This window comes from Epilithonimonas pallida (assembly GCF_900182975.1).
Taxonomy (GTDB): Bacteria; Bacteroidota; Bacteroidia; order Flavobacteriales; family Weeksellaceae; genus Epilithonimonas; species Epilithonimonas pallida.
Genome location: NZ_FXUO01000002.1, coordinates 415,375 through 432,945 on the forward strand (window position 1 = coordinate 415,375; position 17,571 = coordinate 432,945).

General features: G+C 36.3%; 17 protein-coding genes. 11 read left to right on the plus strand and 6 right to left on the minus strand.

What is annotated here, in order from left to right; all coding sequences use genetic code 11:
• Positions 1 to 30: 30 nt before the first annotated feature.
• The gene (locus QOL71_RS05110; protein WP_283415889.1) at positions 31 to 858 is read left to right on the plus strand and encodes a LytR/AlgR family response regulator transcription factor; all 828 of its coding nucleotides are present in this window, start codon (positions 31 to 33) and stop codon (positions 856 to 858) included.
• Here the strand turns inward: QOL71_RS05110 and QOL71_RS05115 are convergent.
• From QOL71_RS05115 to QOL71_RS05125, 3 genes are all read right to left on the minus strand, one after another.
• The gene (locus tag QOL71_RS05115; RefSeq protein ID WP_283415890.1) at positions 841 to 2,877 is read right to left on the minus strand and encodes a S9 family peptidase; all 2,037 of its coding nucleotides are present in this window, start codon (positions 2,875 to 2,877) and stop codon (positions 841 to 843) included. The genes QOL71_RS05110 and QOL71_RS05115 overlap by 18 nt on opposite strands.
• Positions 2,878 to 2,980: 103 nt before the next feature.
• The gene (locus tag QOL71_RS05120) at positions 2,981 to 3,721 is read right to left on the minus strand and encodes a uroporphyrinogen-III synthase (RefSeq protein WP_283415891.1); all 741 of its coding nucleotides are present in this window, start codon (positions 3,719 to 3,721) and stop codon (positions 2,981 to 2,983) included.
• A gap of 21 nt (positions 3,722 to 3,742) precedes the next feature.
• Positions 3,743 to 4,384 (minus strand): DUF4271 domain-containing protein, encoded by a 642-nt coding sequence (locus tag QOL71_RS05125; RefSeq protein WP_283415892.1) that lies wholly within the window; start codon positions 4,382 to 4,384, stop codon positions 3,743 to 3,745.
• A 140-nt stretch (positions 4,385 to 4,524) separates the two neighbouring features.
• Between QOL71_RS05125 and QOL71_RS05130 the strand changes: the two genes are divergently transcribed.
• From QOL71_RS05130 to QOL71_RS05145, 4 genes are all read left to right on the plus strand, one after another.
• Positions 4,525 to 5,241: a polyprenol monophosphomannose synthase gene (locus QOL71_RS05130; protein ID WP_283415893.1), complete on the plus strand. Its 717-nt coding sequence runs from the start codon at positions 4,525 to 4,527 to the stop codon at positions 5,239 to 5,241.
• A 1-nt stretch (position 5,242) separates the two neighbouring features.
• Complete coding sequence (locus QOL71_RS05135) at positions 5,243 to 5,617, plus strand: DUF4296 domain-containing protein (RefSeq protein ID WP_283415894.1); 375 nt, start codon at positions 5,243 to 5,245, stop codon at positions 5,615 to 5,617.
• A 60-nt stretch (positions 5,618 to 5,677) separates the two neighbouring features.
• Entirely contained in the window at positions 5,678 to 6,808 is a 1,131-nt protein-coding gene (gene tgt, locus QOL71_RS05140) for a tRNA guanosine(34) transglycosylase Tgt (RefSeq protein WP_283415895.1), read from the plus strand.
• A gap of 66 nt (positions 6,809 to 6,874) precedes the next feature.
• A complete protein-coding gene (locus QOL71_RS05145) occupies positions 6,875 to 7,969 on the plus strand; it encodes an LptF/LptG family permease (RefSeq protein ID WP_283415896.1) in 1,095 nt (364 codons plus the stop codon).
• A 63-nt stretch (positions 7,970 to 8,032) separates the two neighbouring features.
• Here the strand turns inward: QOL71_RS05145 and QOL71_RS05150 are convergent, their stop codons facing one another.
• Positions 8,033 to 8,743 carry a biotin--[acetyl-CoA-carboxylase] ligase gene (locus tag QOL71_RS05150; RefSeq protein WP_283415897.1) on the minus strand — a complete coding sequence of 237 codons (711 nt, stop codon included), beginning with the start codon at positions 8,741 to 8,743 and terminating at the stop codon, positions 8,033 to 8,035.
• 87 nt (positions 8,744 to 8,830) lie between these two features.
• Between QOL71_RS05150 and rsfS the strand changes: the two genes are divergently transcribed.
• From rsfS to QOL71_RS05180, 6 genes are all read left to right on the plus strand, one after another.
• Complete coding sequence (gene rsfS / locus QOL71_RS05155) at positions 8,831 to 9,193, plus strand: ribosome silencing factor (RefSeq protein ID WP_283415898.1); 363 nt, start codon at positions 8,831 to 8,833, stop codon at positions 9,191 to 9,193.
• Positions 9,194 to 9,235: 42 nt separating this feature from the next.
• Positions 9,236 to 11,197 (plus strand): ATP-dependent zinc metalloprotease FtsH, encoded by a 1,962-nt coding sequence (gene ftsH / locus QOL71_RS05160; RefSeq protein ID WP_283415899.1) that lies wholly within the window; start codon positions 9,236 to 9,238, stop codon positions 11,195 to 11,197.
• A gap of 131 nt (positions 11,198 to 11,328) precedes the next feature.
• Positions 11,329 to 11,907, plus strand: coding sequence for an LUD domain-containing protein (locus QOL71_RS05165; RefSeq protein ID WP_283415900.1), 579 nt, complete (start codon positions 11,329 to 11,331; stop codon positions 11,905 to 11,907).
• Positions 11,908 to 11,916: 9 nt separating this feature from the next.
• Complete coding sequence (locus tag QOL71_RS05170) at positions 11,917 to 12,792, plus strand: phosphatidate cytidylyltransferase (RefSeq protein WP_283415901.1); 876 nt, start codon at positions 11,917 to 11,919, stop codon at positions 12,790 to 12,792.
• A gap of 10 nt (positions 12,793 to 12,802) precedes the next feature.
• Complete coding sequence (locus QOL71_RS05175) at positions 12,803 to 13,456, plus strand: phosphatidylserine decarboxylase family protein (protein ID WP_283415902.1); 654 nt, start codon at positions 12,803 to 12,805, stop codon at positions 13,454 to 13,456.
• 160 nt (positions 13,457 to 13,616) lie between these two features.
• The gene (locus tag QOL71_RS05180; RefSeq protein WP_283415903.1) at positions 13,617 to 14,411 is read left to right on the plus strand and encodes an alpha/beta hydrolase; all 795 of its coding nucleotides are present in this window, start codon (positions 13,617 to 13,619) and stop codon (positions 14,409 to 14,411) included.
• 31 nt (positions 14,412 to 14,442) lie between these two features.
• On the opposite strand, the gene QOL71_RS05185 is transcribed toward QOL71_RS05180, so the two are convergent.
• Together QOL71_RS05185 and lon are read right to left on the minus strand one after the other, a co-directional pair.
• Positions 14,443 to 14,820: a DoxX family protein gene (locus QOL71_RS05185; protein ID WP_283415904.1), complete on the minus strand. Its 378-nt coding sequence runs from the start codon at positions 14,818 to 14,820 to the stop codon at positions 14,443 to 14,445.
• Positions 14,821 to 14,982: 162 nt separating this feature from the next.
• Positions 14,983 to 17,385: an endopeptidase La gene (gene lon, locus QOL71_RS05190; RefSeq protein WP_283415905.1), complete on the minus strand. Its 2,403-nt coding sequence runs from the start codon at positions 17,383 to 17,385 to the stop codon at positions 14,983 to 14,985.
• Positions 17,386 to 17,571: the final 186 nt, after the last annotated feature.

Genomic DNA, 17,571 nt, shown 5'->3' on the forward strand with positions numbered 1-17,571 from the left:
TAAATAATTAAATTTGAGCAACCTTAAAATATGAACCAATCCATTCTTGAACATTTCAAATCCAAATTTTGGATAAAGCACGCTTTCTACTGGATTGCGTTTGTTCTGTTTTTTGGATTGGTTTGGGGTATTTCTGATGACAATTATTTGCGGAATATTATGATTCAGATTTGCTGTCTTCCTTCTAGGATGTTGCTGGTTTATCTCACACTTTTTTATCTGTTACCGAAGTTTTTCAATCAGAAAAAATATTTCAGTTTCTTTATCTCTTATGTAATATTGGTCGGACTGATAAGTGTTTTTATCCAACGTCCTTTGTTTCTTTATTTTATTCAACCTAATTTTCTTCCGGAGTTTAAAAATAATGGCTTTTTTGTCATGTCAGAGATTATGAATACCGCTCTGGACATCAATATTGCTGCGATGATTCCGATCGCTTATACTTATCTGACAACGATTGAAAATCTTGAAAAAAACTATTCGGAGCTGAATGAAGAGAATAAATTATTAAAAGAAGATGCTGTAATTCAGGATAATAACGATGATTCTTACATCAATCTGAAAGTCGATAAAAGTGTAAGGAAAATCAAAATCAATGATATTGTTTTTGTGGAAAGTCTCAGAAATTACTGCAAGATAAAACTTAACGATTCTGAAATCACGGTTCTTAAAACACTGACATCGGTTCAGGAACTATTACCCGAATCCAAATTTGTAAGAATTCATCGCTCATTTTTGATTAATAAAGATCATATGACCTCGGTTTCTCCCAGCAAGATTGAAATCAATAATTTGACAATTCCTGTTGGGAGAAAATATAAAGATGAGGTGAAAGAGAAGTTATTGGTCGATTTTTAACAAAAATGCATATTCCAAAGCGATCTCCTTCAAACTTTCGAATCTTCCGCTTGCACCGCCGTGACCGGAACTCATATCGGTTTTGAAAATCAGAATGTTGTTGTCTGTTTTCAAATCTCTCAATTTCGCCGTCCATTTTGCAGGCTCCCAATATTGAACCTGCGAATCGTGGAATCCTGTTGTAATTAAAATATTAGGGTAATCTTTCGCTTCAATGTTGTCATACGGCGAGTAGGATTTCATATAATCATAATATTCCTTCTCATTCGGATTTCCCCATTCGTCGTATTCTCCCGTCGTCAAAGGAATTGTTTCGTCCAGCATCGTCGTTACAACATCCACAAAAGGAACCTGAGCCACAATCCCATTGAATAATTCCGGATTATAATTCATTACAGCGCCCATCAAAAGACCGCCTGCACTTCCGCCCATTGCGTAAAGATGTTTTGGAGATGTATAATTTTTTGATATTAAGTATTTTGCAGCATCGATGAAATCAAAAAAAGTGTTTTTCTTCTGAAGCATTTTTCCATCCTCGTACCATTCGCGACCAAGATATTCGCCGCCTCTGATGTGGGCAATAGCATAAATAAATCCTCTGTCCAAAAGCGACAATCTCACGCTGGAAAAAGTAGCGTCAACTGTATGTCCGTAACTTCCGTAACCGTAAAGTAATAATGGGGTATTTACGGATTTCTTAGCGTCCTTATGATAAACCAAAGAAATCGCAACTTCTTTTCCGTCTCTTGCAGTTGCCCAGATTCTTTCCGAGATATAATTCTCTGCGAAGAATTTACCGCCCAAAACTTCCTGCTGTTTCAGAAGTACGGTAGTTTTTTCTTTCATATTATACTCGAAAGTTGAAGACGGTTTGGTCAATGATGTATAACCAAAACGCAAAATATCTGTATCAAACTCCATATTGATGCCGATATAAGCGGTATAAGTCGGATCAGAGAAAGGCAGGTAATAGGAGTTATTGTTTTGATTATCAATAATGTTAATTTGTAAAAGGCCTTTTTCGCGTTCTTCAACTACAAAATAATTCTTAAAAATCTCAAAGCCTTCCAGTAAGACATTTTCTCTGTGCGGAATGAAATCCTGCCAATGTTCCATTGACGGCTTATCAACTTTGGTTTTTACGATTTTGAAATTCGTAGCGTTATCAGCATTCGTAATAATATAAAAATCATCTTCGTAATGCTCCACCGAATATTCCAAATCATCTGTTCTTGGTTGAACAATTGTCCAGTCTGCAAAAACATTATTAGCCGGAATAAATCTCATTTCATCTTCATTAGTAGATGAAGCGGCGATGAAAATATATTCTAATGATTTGGTTTTAAAGACGCTAACATCAAAAGTCTCATCTTCCTCGTGGAAAATCAAAACGTCTTCAGAAGAATCTGTTCCTAATTTATGACGGTAGATTTGAAAAGCTCTCAGGCTTTCATCTTTTCTGATATAGAAAACGTGTTGATTATCATTCGCCCAAACCGCTTTTCCCGTTGTGTTTTCAATAACGTCAGAATAGATTTCACCAGTTTTGATGTTCCTGAAAAAGATTTTATAAATTCTTCTCCCGACATTGTCGGTAGAATAAGCAAGAATATCGTTATTTATGCTTACAGAGATGCTTCCTGTTTCGAAAAATGCTTCACCCTCAGCCAATATATTGACATCCAAAAGAATTTCTTCTTCATTGTCTAAGGATTGGAACTTTCTTGAGAAGATCGGATATTCTTTCCCTGCTTCATAGCGCACAATGTACCAATAGCTGTTGAAGAAATAAGGTAATGATTCATCGTCTTTTTTATACCGGGATTTCATTTCCTCATACAAATCATTCTGAAGATCTTCCGTATCCCTCATTATAAAATCTGTATAAGCGTTTTCTTCTTCCAGATATTTTATGACCTCGGGATTTTCGCGTTCGTTCATCCAGAAATAAGGGTCATTTCTTTTATCGTTATGGATTTCTAAAAATTTATCTGTTTTTTTAGCTTGTGGGGCGTTCATTTTTTATAGTCAAATATTATTCTGAAAAAAATCAGATTAAACAAATGTAAACAAAAAACCATCTTCTGGATAGAAGACGGTTTTGTTTTATGTTAATAATTACTTATTTATTGATACTTCTGATATATTTTTCTATGGCCATTGTCATAGATGGCGTTTCTTTGGTTGGTGCCATTACATTCACCGTCAAACCTGCTTCTTCTGCAGCGGCCTGTGTTGTTGTTCCAAAAACTGCAATTTTTGTTTCTTCCTGTTTAAAATCCGGGAAATTGATTCCTAAAGATTTGATTCCCTGATGACTGAAAAATACCAACATGTCATAATCCTTAATATTAATATCAGTCAAGTCACTTGCAACTGTTTTGTACATTATTGCCCTTGTCCAGTCCAGATTGGCAGCATCTAAAACTTTCGGGATCTCGGGTGTCAAAACATCGGAGGATGGCAAAAGATATTTCTCGCTTGGGTGTTTTTTGAACAAAGCTGCCAAATCTGAGAAGTTCTTTTCTCCAAAACTGATTTTTCTTTTTCTGTAAACGATATGTTTCTGCAGATAGTTGGCAATCGCCTCTGACTGACAGATGTAACGCATGGAATCCGGAACAGTGAATCTCATTTCCTCAGCAAGACGAAAATAATGGTCAATCGCATTCTTGCTCGTAAAAATAACACCTGTGTATTGCGCCAGGTCTATTTTCTGAGCCCTGAGTTCTTTCGCATCCACACCTTCTACATGTATAAAAGGACGAAAATCGATTTTGATTTTCTCTTTTTTTGCTATTTCCAAATAAGGCGATGATTCATTCGGAGCGGGCTGTGAAACTAAAATAGATTTGATTTTCATCTTAAAATGTGTGTGTTACATTTAATAAAACAAGAACTTCCAAAGCACCAAAGTCGGCACTATTTGAAGCGTGCAAATATACAGAAATTTATAATACCATTTTTCCGGCAGTATGGTCTGATTATGAAAAATGTATATTAAATTTTTCAAAACAAATGATCCAACAACCAGACCAATAATGAAATAAAAATATTTTACAAGATCAATAGGGTAAAAATAAAGTGTAAATCCGGCAATAATTAATGCGATAGATTCTAAAAAATAAAACTTGCTGGAAACCAGCGTTAACCCTTTAAGGTTTTTGCCGCTTCCAATACTGGAGTAGAAAAAGAATGTCAGCATATTCCGAATAATGTCAAATATTATGACAGACATTAATGTAAATCCGAATTTGTTAATCTGATATCCGAAAAATTTTATCTCTGAAAAAATCTTTGGGATTACTGGAACAAATTGAGACAAAAGCAGTGAAAGCATCACGCATCTTACAATGGAAATAATCAACCAGGATGGTGTGAGATTGTTAGAATCTTCGATTTTCTGTGTCAGAAAATCCTTGATGTTTGCGTCTCTCTGGAAAACAGACAACAGAATAATGTATATGAATATACTTCCAAGAATACAATATACCACCCAATCATTATTTTCTGTTATCCTAATCAACGGTCAAATTTTTTGCAAAAATAAGAATTAGAAATGGCTAATGATACAATTCATTAAAATAATCGGTTAAAAAAAGTTAATTTATAATCCACTAAAAAACATTAGCGAGTAAAAGATTATCTTTGCGAATTATTTCCAAGATGAAGAAGCTTGTCATTATTCCAACATACAACGAAAAAGAAAACATCGAAAAAATCATTTCGGCTGTTTTTGATTTGCAGCAGGATTTCCACGTGTTGGTAGTTGACGATTCTTCTCCCGATGGAACAGCGGAAATTGTAAAAAGATTACGTGAAAAATACCCGGTCCAGCTTCATCTGACTGTGAGAAAAGTTAAGGATGGTCTGGGTAAAGCTTACATCCATGGGTTTCAATGGGCGATCTATAATGACTATGATTTCATTTTCGAGATGGATGCCGATTTTTCTCATAACCCCAAAGATTTGATCAAGCTTTACGAGGCTTGTAAAAATGCGGATATGTCAGTCGGTTCAAGATATTCTCAGGGTGTGAATGTGGTGAACTGGCCAATGGGAAGAGTATTGTTGTCGTATTTTGCTTCGAAATATGTACGTTTCGTTCTTGGACTGCCAATTCATGATACAACTGCGGGATTTGTTTGTTTCAGAAAAGAAACGCTGGTCGCTATTGGGTTGGATAAAATCAAATTGAAAGGTTATGGTTTCCAGGTTGAAATGAAATACCGCGTTTTCAAAAAGAATCTTAAAATTGTTGAGGTTCCGATTATTTTTACCGACAGGACAGAAGGCGAAAGCAAAATGAATGGGGGCATTATACAGGAAGCAGTCTTTGGTGTATTGAATCTGAAGTGGAAAAGTACAATCGGAAAGTTATAAAATGAAGGCTATTATACTTTACATAATGATGATTCTCTGTGTTTTGTCTTGTACAGAAGCGATAGAAAAACCGAAGGATCTGATATCAGAAGACAAAATGTCTGAAATTATTGCGGATTTTGCTGTCAATGAACAGAGTTATACCATTGGAGGTAATATAGATTCAGAAAACGCGACGAGATTTATTCTGAAAAAATACAACATCAAAGGAGAATTATTTACAGAAAGTTATAAATACTATATGACGAAGCCGGAAACAATAAAAGATATTTTTGACAAAGCTCAGGATATTATACAATCAAAAGATCCAAAAGCCGAAGAATATATCAGTAAAAAGCTGAAAGAAAGCGGCAATGTTCCGGCACAAGCGAGATAAATTATGCAGAAACAAGTTCCATTCGGCAAAATAACCGAAGGCGAAATTTAGAATATACGAATGAAATTTTTTGAAATCGAAAAAACTTCAGAATCAAAGGCAAGAGCTGGAGTCATTACGACAGACCACGGACAGATTCAAACTCCGATTTTTATGCCGGTTGGAACTGTGGCATCAGTGAAAACCGTTCATCAAAAGGAGCTGAAAGAAGATATAAAAGCACAGATCATTTTAGGAAACACTTACCACCTCATGTTGCGTCCGACAATGGATATTATGGAACAGGCTGGTGGACTTCACCAATTCATGAACTGGGACAGGCCAATCCTTACAGATTCTGGTGGCTATCAGGTTTTTTCTTTGGCAAAAAGTAGAAAAATTACAGAAGAAGGCGTGAAATTCAAGTCTCACATCGATGGTAGTTTGCATTTTATGTCGCCGGAGGTTTCTATGCAAATACAAAGACAAATCGGAGCCGATATTTTTATGGCATTTGATGAATGTATTGCTTATCCGAGTGATTACAATGCCGTAAAAACCTCGATGGAACTTACACACCGTTGGTTGAAAAGATGTATCGAGTGGACAGAACAAAATAAGGAATTATACGGACACAAGCAGAGATTGTTCCCGATTGTTCAGGGTTCAACTTATTCTGATTTGAGAAAGATTTCTGCTGAGGTCATTTCCGAAGCTGGTGCGGAAGGTAATGCGATTGGCGGGCTTTCTGTTGGCGAACCGGAGGAAGAAATGTACAGAATTACCAATGAAGTGACAGATATTCTTCCAAAAGAAAAACCAAGATATCTGATGGGTGTTGGAACGCCCTGGAACATTATAGAAAGCATCGGTCTTGGTGTGGATATGATGGATTGTGTGATGCCGACAAGAAATGCCAGAAACGCGATGCTCTTCACCTGGCAAGGTGTGATGAATATGAAAAACGAAAAATGGAAAACCGATTTTTCACCTCTCGACGAGTTTGGGACAAGTTTTGTGGATCAGGAATACAGCAAAGCTTATGTAAGACACCTTTTTGTAGCGAAAGAATATCTCGCAAAGCAGATTGCGTCAATTCACAATCTGGCATTTTATCTGGATCTGGTAAAAGTAGCGAGAGAACATATTGTTGCCGGAGATTTTTACCAATGGAAAGAGCAGATTATTCCGCAACTGAAGAAAAGACTTTAGATTAGAATCAGGATTTAAAAATCAAGACAGATAATTAATTATCAATCATCATTTCAATTATAGAACGTGAAAATCATAGACCTTTACGTCATCAAAAAATATCTGGGAACCCTCATTTTTATGTTGGCTTTATTGTCTGTTATTATTCTGGTGGTTGATGTCCAGTCCAAAACACCGAGGATTGAGAGTAACGGATTCACGGTTGGTTATTTTCTTTTGAATTTTTATCCATACTGGATTCTGAACCTCATTCTGACCTTTATGTCGATCCTGGTTTTTATCACCGTGATTTTTTTTACATCCAGGATGGCCAATAACACGGAAATTGTTGCAGTTATCAGCAGTGGCGCAAGTTTTCATAGGTTTGCAAAACCTTATTTGATCACATCGATTCTCATCGCATTTATCACTTTAGCGCTCAATCATTTTATTTTGCCCTGGTCCAATATCAAGAAAAATGTTCTTGAGCCTTATACATATAATTCGATTAATAAAGAAAAACTTTTGGGTAATATGACGATTGCATCCAATATCAATCCCAGTGAGTATATCTTTGTTAATAGCTATAACAAAAAGGAAAACCGCGGATCCGGATATATGTATCAGAGATTTGATAAAAACAAAAAGCTAATCTATCAGATTACAGCGATGGATATCAACTGGGATGCGAAGAAAAAGTATTTTGTCATTAATAATTATGCTGAGCGGACCGCCTCAAAAAACAATACCGAAATTCTTGGGAATGGTTCGACAAAAATTCAGGATTTTAAAATGCCGCCGTCAGAACTATTTCCCGATAAATTAGTAGCACAAAATAAAACCACCCCTGAACTTCTTGAAATGATAGATCGTGAAAAAATGAAAGGAAACAGTAACGTGACTTCTTTTTATAATGAGCTTTATCAAAGAACATCGATGCCGGTTTCGATTATTATATTGACGTTTTTGGGATTGTCACTATCATCGCAGAAAAAACGAGGTGGACTGGGGCTTAACCTGGCTTTGGGAATTGCATTGGCATTTTTATTCGTCTTTTCATTTCAGGTACTGAATGTCGTTTCCGAGAACAAAACACTACCTCCACTTTTAGCAATGTGGCTTCCGAATATCGTTTTTGCGCCGATTGCTGCGTATCTCTATATCAAGAGAGCAAATGAATAAATTTTAATTTTAGTTGCCCGAATTTTTTTTGCGGAGTTGATGATTTGTAGATTTTTTTTAAGACTAATAGAACATTTCTATCTCTTTGTGGAAGAATTTTTGTAAACCTTCGTTTTCCAGGTCAATCCATAGAAAGCCATTTTCGTCAGCATTTTTGATGATGCCATTTTGGCGGACATTATTTTTCTGAAAAACACTTATCTCATTTTTTCTAAAAAGGAACCGATTGTATTGTGCTAAAATTTCTTCTTCAGAAATATTAGTATCCAATTTCGAAATCATAGCGTGGTGAAAATCCAGTGCAAATTCCTGTAAATCAAATATTAATCCTGTTGCTGTGTAAACCGAACCGGCTTTTGGTAGTTGGGAGTAATCTTCCTGCAGCACATTAATTCCGATTCCCAGGATGTAATATTCCAGGTTATTAACTTTCTTTTTTTCGATAAGAATGCCGCAAACTTTTTTTCCGTTGAGGATGATATCGTTGGGCCATTTTATTTTGACTTGGGATTTTGTCAGATTGTCAAGAAAATCTCGAACAATAATAGCGGTATAATAATTGAGAGAAATATCTGTAATATTGATTTTATCATTTCTAACTGCCAGTGAGTAGGCAAGATTTTGATTAGGGTTTGCCTTCCAGATATTGCCATATTGCCCCCGGCCTTTTAATTGATTAAAAGTAAAAACAGCAGTTGATTCGTCATCATTTATGAGGGTAATAATTTCATCATTTGTAGAAAAACAATTTTCGAGATGGATTAATTGACTCATTTATGAAAACTTTAAGATATAATAACTGACGAAACAAAAGATAAATAGATAAAAATCAATAAATTTGCAATTAGACAATTTTTTTGAATGAGTAAAAGTACAGAAAAACAATTATTAATCGACAAAATCGTAGAAGCGATTCAGGATACCAAAGGAGAAGACGTTCAGATTTTCGATTTATCAGGCATAGAAAATTCAGCAGCAGATACATTTATCATCTGCAGTGGAAACTCAAACACTCAGGTTTCTGCAATTGCCGGCAATATAGAAAAAAAAGTAAGAAACGATATCAAGGAAAGACCATGGCATGTGGAAGGTACGGAAAATGCAATGTGGGTATTGGTAGATTACGTTTCTGTGGTTGTACACGTTTTCCAGAGACAGATCCGAGAATATTATGATATCGAGGAGCTATGGGGTGATGCAAAAATCACAAAGGTAGAAAGCTAAAAGATGCAACGGTTGCATCATCAATTATTTTAAAAAACAAGGATGAATAACAAAGGATTCAATTGGTTCATACCCGTATTATTGGGACTTATTTTACTCATATTTCTTCCAGGACTTTTGGGAGATTCTATGGTAAAAAACATAGATGAAAAAGAATTTTACGGCTTGGTTCAACAGGGTAAGGTCAACGAAGTAATGGTTTACAGAGATAGCTTTAAGGCTGATGTTTATCTTACCAAGGAAGCGAAGGCCGAGTTACAAAAAGGTGACAAAAAAAGCGATCCGCTTTCTGTAATCAATATCAAACCGAGCCCGGATTTTGTATTGACTTATGGAGATTTAAGATATTTCCAGGAAAAATTTGACAGCATCAATTCCAAACTTCCGAAACAGGCAAGAATGGAATTCGGAAAAAGCCAGGGATTTTTCTCAGATCTTTTGTTCACAGCTCTTTTCTGGATAGGCATTATGGCTCTATTCTATTTTGTGCTTTTCAGAAAAATGGGAGGTGGCGCAGGCGGTCCCGGCGGACAAATCTTCAGTATCGGAAAATCAAGAGCTAAATTATTTGATGAAAAAGATAAAATCCAGGTAACTTTCAAGGACGTTGCTGGATTGGAAGGTGCTAAAGAAGAAGTTCAGGAAGTTGTAGATTTCTTGAAAAATTCAGAAAAATATACAAAACTGGGAGGAAAAATCCCGAAAGGTGTTCTTTTGGTAGGCCCTCCGGGAACTGGTAAAACATTGTTGGCAAAGGCTGTTGCCGGTGAAGCCAAAGTCCCTTTCTTTTCCTTGTCAGGATCTGATTTTGTAGAGATGTTTGTTGGAGTCGGGGCTTCCAGAGTAAGAGATCTTTTTGCACAGGCAAAAGCTAAATCTCCGGCAATTATCTTTATCGATGAGATTGATGCGATTGGTAGAGCAAGAGGAAAAGGTAATTTTACAGGAGGTAATGATGAACGTGAAAATACATTAAATCAGTTACTTACGGAAATGGATGGTTTCGGGACAGATACCAATGTGATCGTAATGGCAGCAACCAACAGAGCCGATATCCTGGATAAAGCTTTGATGAGAGCAGGACGTTTTGACCGATCAATTTATGTTGATTTACCGGAACTTCATGAGAGAAAACAGATTTTTGATGTTCACCTGAAGAAGATCAAATTGGACAATACTGTTGACAGAGAATTCTTGGCAAAGCAAACACCGGGATTCAGCGGTGCTGATATTGCGAATGTTTGTAACGAAGCGGCACTGATTGCAGCAAGAAACTCTCACGAATCAGTCACAAAACAAGACTTCCTGGATGCTGTTGATAGAATTATCGGTGGTCTTGAAAAGAAAAATAAAGCGATTAAGCCTTCTGAAAAAAGAAGAGTTGCTTTTCACGAAGCCGGTCACGCAACCATATCCTGGTTGGTAGAACATGCAGCGCCACTTCTAAAAGTAACAATTGTTCCAAGAGGACGTTCACTTGGTGCAGCTTGGTATCTTCCGGAAGAAAGACAGTTGACAACGACTGAACAGATGTTGGACGAGATTTGTGCAACATTGGGTGGTAGAGCTGCAGAACAGGCTGTTTTCGGAAACATTTCTACTGGTGCTTTGTCTGATTTGGAAAGAGTAACCAAACAGGCCCAGGCAATGGTTACGATCTATGGTCTGAATGATAAGGTTGGTAATATCTCTTATTATGACAGTTCAGGTCAGTCAGAATATAGCTTTGGAAAACCTTACTCTGAGCAAACTGCCAAATTGATTGATGAAGAGATCTCTAAACTGATCGAAACACAATATCAAAGAGCGGTTAATATCCTAACTGAAAACAGAGATAAACTAGATGCCTTGGCTCAGAAATTATTGGATAAAGAAGTGATTTTCCGTGAAGATCTTGAAGAAATTTTTGGAAAACGGGCATGGGATCCGGAATTGACCGAAAAACCAGTATCAAGCGTGGATAATCCTGCTGCGGCCGGAAATATCTTAAATACAGAGAGTTAATTATCGAATTAATTGCAAATAATAAAAAAGTCCTAATTTATTTAGGATTTTTTTATTAAAACAAAGTTTTGATTTTTAGAGTAATGCAATAATTCTTTACATTTGTAATAATTAATAAAAAATTACAGAAATTGAGTCTGTTTAAGAAAATCGTAAATAAAATAATGAACCAGCCCGAAGAGGCCGAACCAGATGTTACAAAACTGGCGGATCAACTTCGTGATGCGGATCTGGATTATAAGTTTGCGCAGCTTTTTACGCATTCAGGTGGTTTTTTTAATTATTGTGCCGACGAGTCAGAAGCATTACAGACCCTTAATCAAATTATAAAGATAGAGCAGATTAACAATGTGTTTTGTTGGGATCAGGATCTGAAGAATTTCTTAGACGTCATCAAAACGCAATATACACCTGAATTAACAGAGCAAAATGATGCAGCTTTTATTACCTGCGAATATCTGATCGCATTCGACGGCAGGATTATGCTTTCTCACAATAATATTCTTCATTATCATTCTTCAAGGTTACCAAGTAAAATCATCATTATGGCTAATGTTTCTCAGATTGCAAGCAACCTTAACGAAGCCATGATGAAGGTAAAACGTGCCGGGAATCTTAAGAATCTTACATCTATCAGCGGTAGCCAGTCCAAATTGGATACTCCTAATAAGGATAATACCAAACTTTTCTTACTTTTGCTGGAAGATTAAACTTCAGTTTTGGATAAAAATTTAATTCAACGGACTATATCTGGACTTATTTACGTCTTTATTATAGCAATTTGCACCACACCTCTTGGAGAATATCTGTTAGGTAATATTTTTCCGGATTTAAAACAGCAATATCTTTTTTACGGATTGATAACATTCTTCCTCGTGGTAGGACTTTATGAATGTGTCAGAATTATGAAATTTGATAACAGCATTTACAAATGGTTGGTTTTTCCTGTTGCGGCAATCATTTATTACCGCTTTAGCAAACGTTTTTTTTACCACGGTTTTTTCTTCGATGTTAATTTCAGCGAGATTTTGGCTTTAGCGTTAATTCCCATTGCAGCGATTACACTTTTCAAATATACCAGAGAACTTTATTTCGAGAATGGTAAACTGATTTTCACAGTTATTTATCTGGCTTTACCTTTTGGTTTTGCTTTGGGTTTACCAAAATTCAGCACACTTGACCCGGATAAGCCGTTTACTTTAGAAGTATTTATGCTCTTTGTATTAATATGGAGTAGTGATACATTTGCTTATCTCACAGGAAAATTTTTTGGAAAACATAAAATGGCGCCAAAAGTCTCTCCTAAAAAAACCTGGGAAGGATTTGCCGGAGGTGTAATTCTGACTTTGATTTTAGGTTTTTTTGTAGAGAAGTATTTCCCTGAGCTTAGAGGAAACTGGATGATTGTCGGATTACTGATTTCTATATTTGCACCTTTAGGCGATTTGGTAGAAAGTCAGTTAAAGCGTAGTTTTGCAGTGAAAGACAGTGGGAATATTATTCCCGGTCATGGCGGAATTCTGGATAGACTTGATAGCTTTATCATTTGTGCGCCGGTGATTTACCTGTACTTTATTTTAGAAAAACTATTTTAGAAACAACATTATGAAACTACATAAGGAATCGAAAGGAACGTTGGTTGTTGCGATTTTGTTCATTGCATTTATCGGAACCATATCCATTTATTATTTACAATTATGGTCTTTGGTTATTCTAATTCCATTATTGGTAATGTTGGGATTGATTTTCTGGTTTTTCAGAGTTCCAAATAGAGCCATTTTGGATCATACAGAAAATGTGATTGCACCAGTTGATGGAAAGGTGGTCATGATAAAAGAGGTTTTCGAGGATGAGGTTTTGAAGGCTAATTGTATTCAGGTTTCTATTTTCATGTCACCGCTTAATGTCCATATCTGCCGTTATCCCGTGAGTGGCGATGTGACATATAAAAAATATCATCCTGGAAAATATCTGGTTGCATGGCACGAAAAATCTTCTACCGAGAACGAAAGAACTACAGTTGCTGTGCAAAGTTTGACCAACCATCAAGTGGTCTTCCGCCAGATTGCTGGTTATGTGGCCAGAAGAATTGTTTTCTATTGTAATATTGAGGACAAAGCCAAAGCCGGACACGAATTTGGGTTTATTAAATTCGGTTCCAGAATGGATGTTTTTTTGCCTCTTGATACAGAAATCCTTTGCAAGATTGGAGATAAGACAAAAGGCGGACTGGATGTAATTGCCAGACTTAGAGATTAAAATCAGATTTTATATAATAAAAAAGAGACTTAATATTAAGTCTCTTTTTTTGTTTATCCAAGAATTCTACAGTTCGGTCTGTTTTTTTGCCGGTTCGGTCGGAATGTTTTCCTTTTGATTTTCAATCATGATACTTTTGAATCATCAAATAATTAAAACAATGAAAACATCAGTATTCTTTTCTTTATTCCTAATCTTATTATCTTTTTTTTCTAAAGCTCAAATGGATGATAAATTCTATCAGCCTAAGAAAGAAATGACACCTTTGGAATTCAAAAACATCGAAAATATAAATTTACCTGTTGAAAGCGATACCATCACAGCAGTTATTTTGAAACCGGAATCAAAATCGATCAAAAAAACGATTTTGTTTTTTCACGGAGCAGGCGGAAATATCTCGACTTATCAGTTTATGACAAAACCATTAGTTGAAAGTGGGTTTCAAGTAGTGATGGTGGATGTAAGAGGTTACGGGAAATCAACAGGAAAGCCAACACACGTTAATGTTGCGTCAGACGGTCAAAAAATGTTCGACTATCTATTGAAGAGAAAAGATATTAGTAATACTAAAATCTATTTATTTGGAGCGTCCTTGGGCTCTCAGATTGCAACACATCTCGCAAAAGATAATCAGTCAAAAATTTCAGGATTGATCTTGGACGGCGGAATGTCATCATTTACAGATATTGCAATCCATTTCAAACCGGAAATGAAGGACGTCATCGAAAAATATTTGATTTCCCCTTATTCTGCGAAAGAAGATGTGAAGTCTTTGCAAGGTCTTCCAAAACTATTTATCTATAGTAAAGGCGATACAACAGTTCCTTTTGAACACGGGCAAGTCATTTATAATAATGCTCCAGAACCTAAACAATTTTTGGAATATTCCGGAGAACATTTGCAAGCTATGATTGTAGAACCCAGCCAAATTATAAAAGCTATTGAAAAATTATAAAAAAAGGGAAGATTAATCTTCCCTTTAATTTTTAGCTGAGCAATGTTTTATACTTTTCACGATTATCAATCAGCATCCAAAGATTGATTAATAAAAGAATAACAGCAATAATTCTACCTTCGTTTGTAGGAAACAGTGTAAAGTTATGAAGAACAATTCCAACCATTACCGGCAAAATAACAATCGCGCCAAGGGCTCTTGTTTTAGGCAAAATAAAAAGCAATCCTCCAATCAATTCAACCGTACCAACTAATGGCATGAGCCAGGTGATTTCTCCAAAAGCTGCAAACAATTTCATTTGTTCAGGTTCCATTTTAGGCATTGGCATATAATGCAGAAACTTGTCTAATCCGGCATTGATAAACATTAATCCAAAAAGAAGACATAGAATAAATTTGACGTATTTCATACCACGAATAGTTTTTTAATTTAATTCTAAATTAAATCTTTTTTTCTATTCAAAAATTGTCTTAAGAAAACTTTTATAAAAAATTTAGATTGAATTTGAAAATAAAAAAATCCGCTCAGAGTTCTCTGAACGGATTAGTATTTATAATGTTTATTCTAAAACCTATTTCAAAGCAATTTTAATCACTTCACTCATATTGTTGACATAGTTGACTTTAAGGTTTTTCAGATAATCTTTTTTGATTTCTTCCACATCTTTTCTGTTCGCTTCGCAAAGAATCACTTCCTTGATTCCAGCTCTTGTTGCAGCCAATAATTTTTCCTTGATTCCGCCAACAGGCAATACTTTTCCACGTAGGGTGATTTCGCCGGTCATAGCCAAGTGAGGCTTCACTTTTTTGTTCTTATAGCTGGAAACCATTGATGTCAACATCGCAATTCCGGCAGACGGTCCGTCTTTCGGCGTTGCACCTTCCGGAACGTGAACGTGGATGTTTTTTTTCTCGATATCTTCTTCCGAAATCCCTAACTCTTCGTAATGCGCTTTGATAAATTCCAATGCGATTGTTGCGGATTCTTTCATCACGTTGCCGAGATTTCCGGTCATCGTCAGACCGCCTTTCCCTTTGGACAAAATACTTTCGATGAAAAGAATATCACCGCCAACGCTGGTCCAGGCTAAACCTGTTACAACACCGGGAACATCCGTAATTTCAGACAATGTTTTTGGTCTTGGAACACCCAAAATTTCATCGACTTTATCGACGGAAATTTTCGGGTCAAATTCTTTTTCCATTGCAATCTGGAGCGCCACCCAACGCGCGATTCCGGCAATTCTTTTTTCCAAAGTTCTCACTCCACTTTCCGAAGTATGAGCATCAATGATATGTTTTAATTCAGTATTTCCTAATTTCAAGGATTTTGCATCCAAGCCGTTTTCCTGAAGTTGTTTTTTAACCAAATGCCGTTTGGCGATTTCAATCTTTTCTTCCAAAGTATAACCGGCAATGCTGATGATTTCCATTCTGTCCAACAAAGGTCGCTGAATGGTTGACAATGAGTTGGCTGTCGCAATGAACATCACTTTGGAAAGGTCATACCCTAGTTCAAGGAAGTTATCGTAAAAATTATTATTCTGCTCAGGGTCAAGTACTTCCAGTAACGCCGAACTTGGGTCACCATGGATGCCTTGTCCAATTTTGTCAATCTCATCCAGAACAATTACCGGGTTGGATGTTCCTGATTTCTTAATGGATTGTAGAATTCTTCCCGCCATTGCACCAATATACGTTTTTCTGTGGCCGCGGATTTCACTTTCGTCGTGCAAACCACCCAAAGAAACACGGACATATTTTCTACCTAAAGAATCCGCAATCGATTTCCCGAGAGACGTTTTACCAACGCCCGGAGGGCCAACCAGACAAAGGATTGGCGATTTCATATCGTTCTTCAGTTTTAGAACGGCCATATGTTCCAGTATCCTCTTCTTGATATCTTCCAGTCCGAAATGTTCTTTGTCCAAAAGTTTTTCCGCTTTGATGAGATCAAAATGATCTTTAGAATAATGTTCCCAAGGCAAATCGGTGAAGAAATCTAGATAATTTCGCTGAACATTATAGTCCGGAGAATTAGGATGCTGGCGTTGTAATCTTTGTAATTCTTTCTGAAAATGGGCTTCCACATCAGCATTCCATTTGACTTTAGAAGCTTTTTTCTTGATTTCGTCCGCATCAGACTCGACACCGCCACCCAATTCTTCCTGAATAGTTCTGATTTGCTGGTTCAAGAAGTATTCGCGTTGCTGCTTATCCAGATCCTTGCTTGTTTTCTGATGAATCTGATTCTTCAATTCTAAATGACGGAAATCATCGTGCATCAGTTCATACAAAGCTTTGGCGCGACCAGTCAAAGTTTTTTCTTCCAACAATTGTTGTTTTTTATCTGAAGAAAAATTACCATTTGCCGAAACGAAATTCAGCAAATCTTCCTGGCCTTCGATATTCTTCAATGCAAATTGTGCGGCATTTGGAATGTTTGGGTCGATATTGATAATTTTTTCTGCCAGATCTTTGATATTGTCAATCAAAGCAAGGAATTCCTCTTTGTCTTTTGGCGGAGAATCTTTTTGTTTTGTGATTTCCGCAAGAAAATAAGGTTCCTGAGAAATCATTTTCTTGATTTTGAAACGCTGAACACCTCTTGTTATCGCGGTGATATTACCTTCCGGAAGTTTGATTATTTTGATAATCTTAGCCAAAGTTCCGATGGCGTAGAGGTCTTTCTCCGTTGGATTTTCCTCATTTGGATTTTTCTGACTTATGATTCCGATGAATTTATTTTCCTTTTGTGCTTCTTCCAGAAGTTTTTTGGATTTTTCTCTTCCAGCTGTAATGGGAATCACCACTTTAGGAAACATTACCATATTTCTTACGGGAAGAATCGGAAAGAGACTTTGAGATTCGTCGCTTTCCTTAGTGTCGAAGTCAGAGAAATTAATTTCTTCGGCAATGATTCCGAGACCTTCGTCAAGAATCTCTTCAAAATTGATATTTTCAAATTCTGTCATAATATACTTGATGACATATTGTCATTAATCTTAATGGATATGAAGATTGACTCTCTATTATTGCTTAGAAAATCAATCTGGTTGTATGTTGATTATAATTTCGCAAGAGCTATGCCACAGGAAAAAACAATACAATTTGGCAGTTTTATCAAAAAACCCTTTCAGAGTTTTAAACTCTGAAAGGGT

Excerpts from the sequence above, each read along its gene's own strand:
- QOL71_RS05110 (WP_283415889.1), top strand. The coding sequence starts at position 31 with ATGAACCAATCCATTCTTGAACATTTCAAATCCAAATTTTGGATAAAG.
- QOL71_RS05115 (WP_283415890.1), bottom strand. The coding sequence starts at position 2,877 with ATGAACGCCCCACAAGCTAAAAAAACAGATAAATTTTTAGAAATCCAT.
- QOL71_RS05120 (WP_283415891.1), bottom strand. The coding sequence starts at position 3,721 with ATGAAAATCAAATCTATTTTAGTTTCACAGCCCGCTCCGAATGAATCA.
- QOL71_RS05130 (WP_283415893.1), top strand. The coding sequence starts at position 4,525 with ATGAAGAAGCTTGTCATTATTCCAACATACAACGAAAAAGAAAACATC.
- QOL71_RS05135 (WP_283415894.1), top strand. The coding sequence starts at position 5,243 with ATGAAGGCTATTATACTTTACATAATGATGATTCTCTGTGTTTTGTCT.
- tgt (WP_283415895.1), top strand. The coding sequence starts at position 5,678 with ATGAAATTTTTTGAAATCGAAAAAACTTCAGAATCAAAGGCAAGAGCT.
- QOL71_RS05150 (WP_283415897.1), bottom strand. The coding sequence starts at position 8,743 with ATGAGTCAATTAATCCATCTCGAAAATTGTTTTTCTACAAATGATGAA.
- rsfS (WP_283415898.1), top strand. The coding sequence starts at position 8,831 with ATGAGTAAAAGTACAGAAAAACAATTATTAATCGACAAAATCGTAGAA.
- ftsH (WP_283415899.1), top strand. The coding sequence starts at position 9,236 with ATGAATAACAAAGGATTCAATTGGTTCATACCCGTATTATTGGGACTT.
- QOL71_RS05175 (WP_283415902.1), top strand. The coding sequence starts at position 12,803 with ATGAAACTACATAAGGAATCGAAAGGAACGTTGGTTGTTGCGATTTTG.
- QOL71_RS05180 (WP_283415903.1), top strand. The coding sequence starts at position 13,617 with ATGAAAACATCAGTATTCTTTTCTTTATTCCTAATCTTATTATCTTTT.
- QOL71_RS05185 (WP_283415904.1), bottom strand. The coding sequence starts at position 14,820 with ATGAAATACGTCAAATTTATTCTATGTCTTCTTTTTGGATTAATGTTT.
- lon (WP_283415905.1), bottom strand. The coding sequence starts at position 17,385 with ATGACAGAATTTGAAAATATCAATTTTGAAGAGATTCTTGACGAAGGT.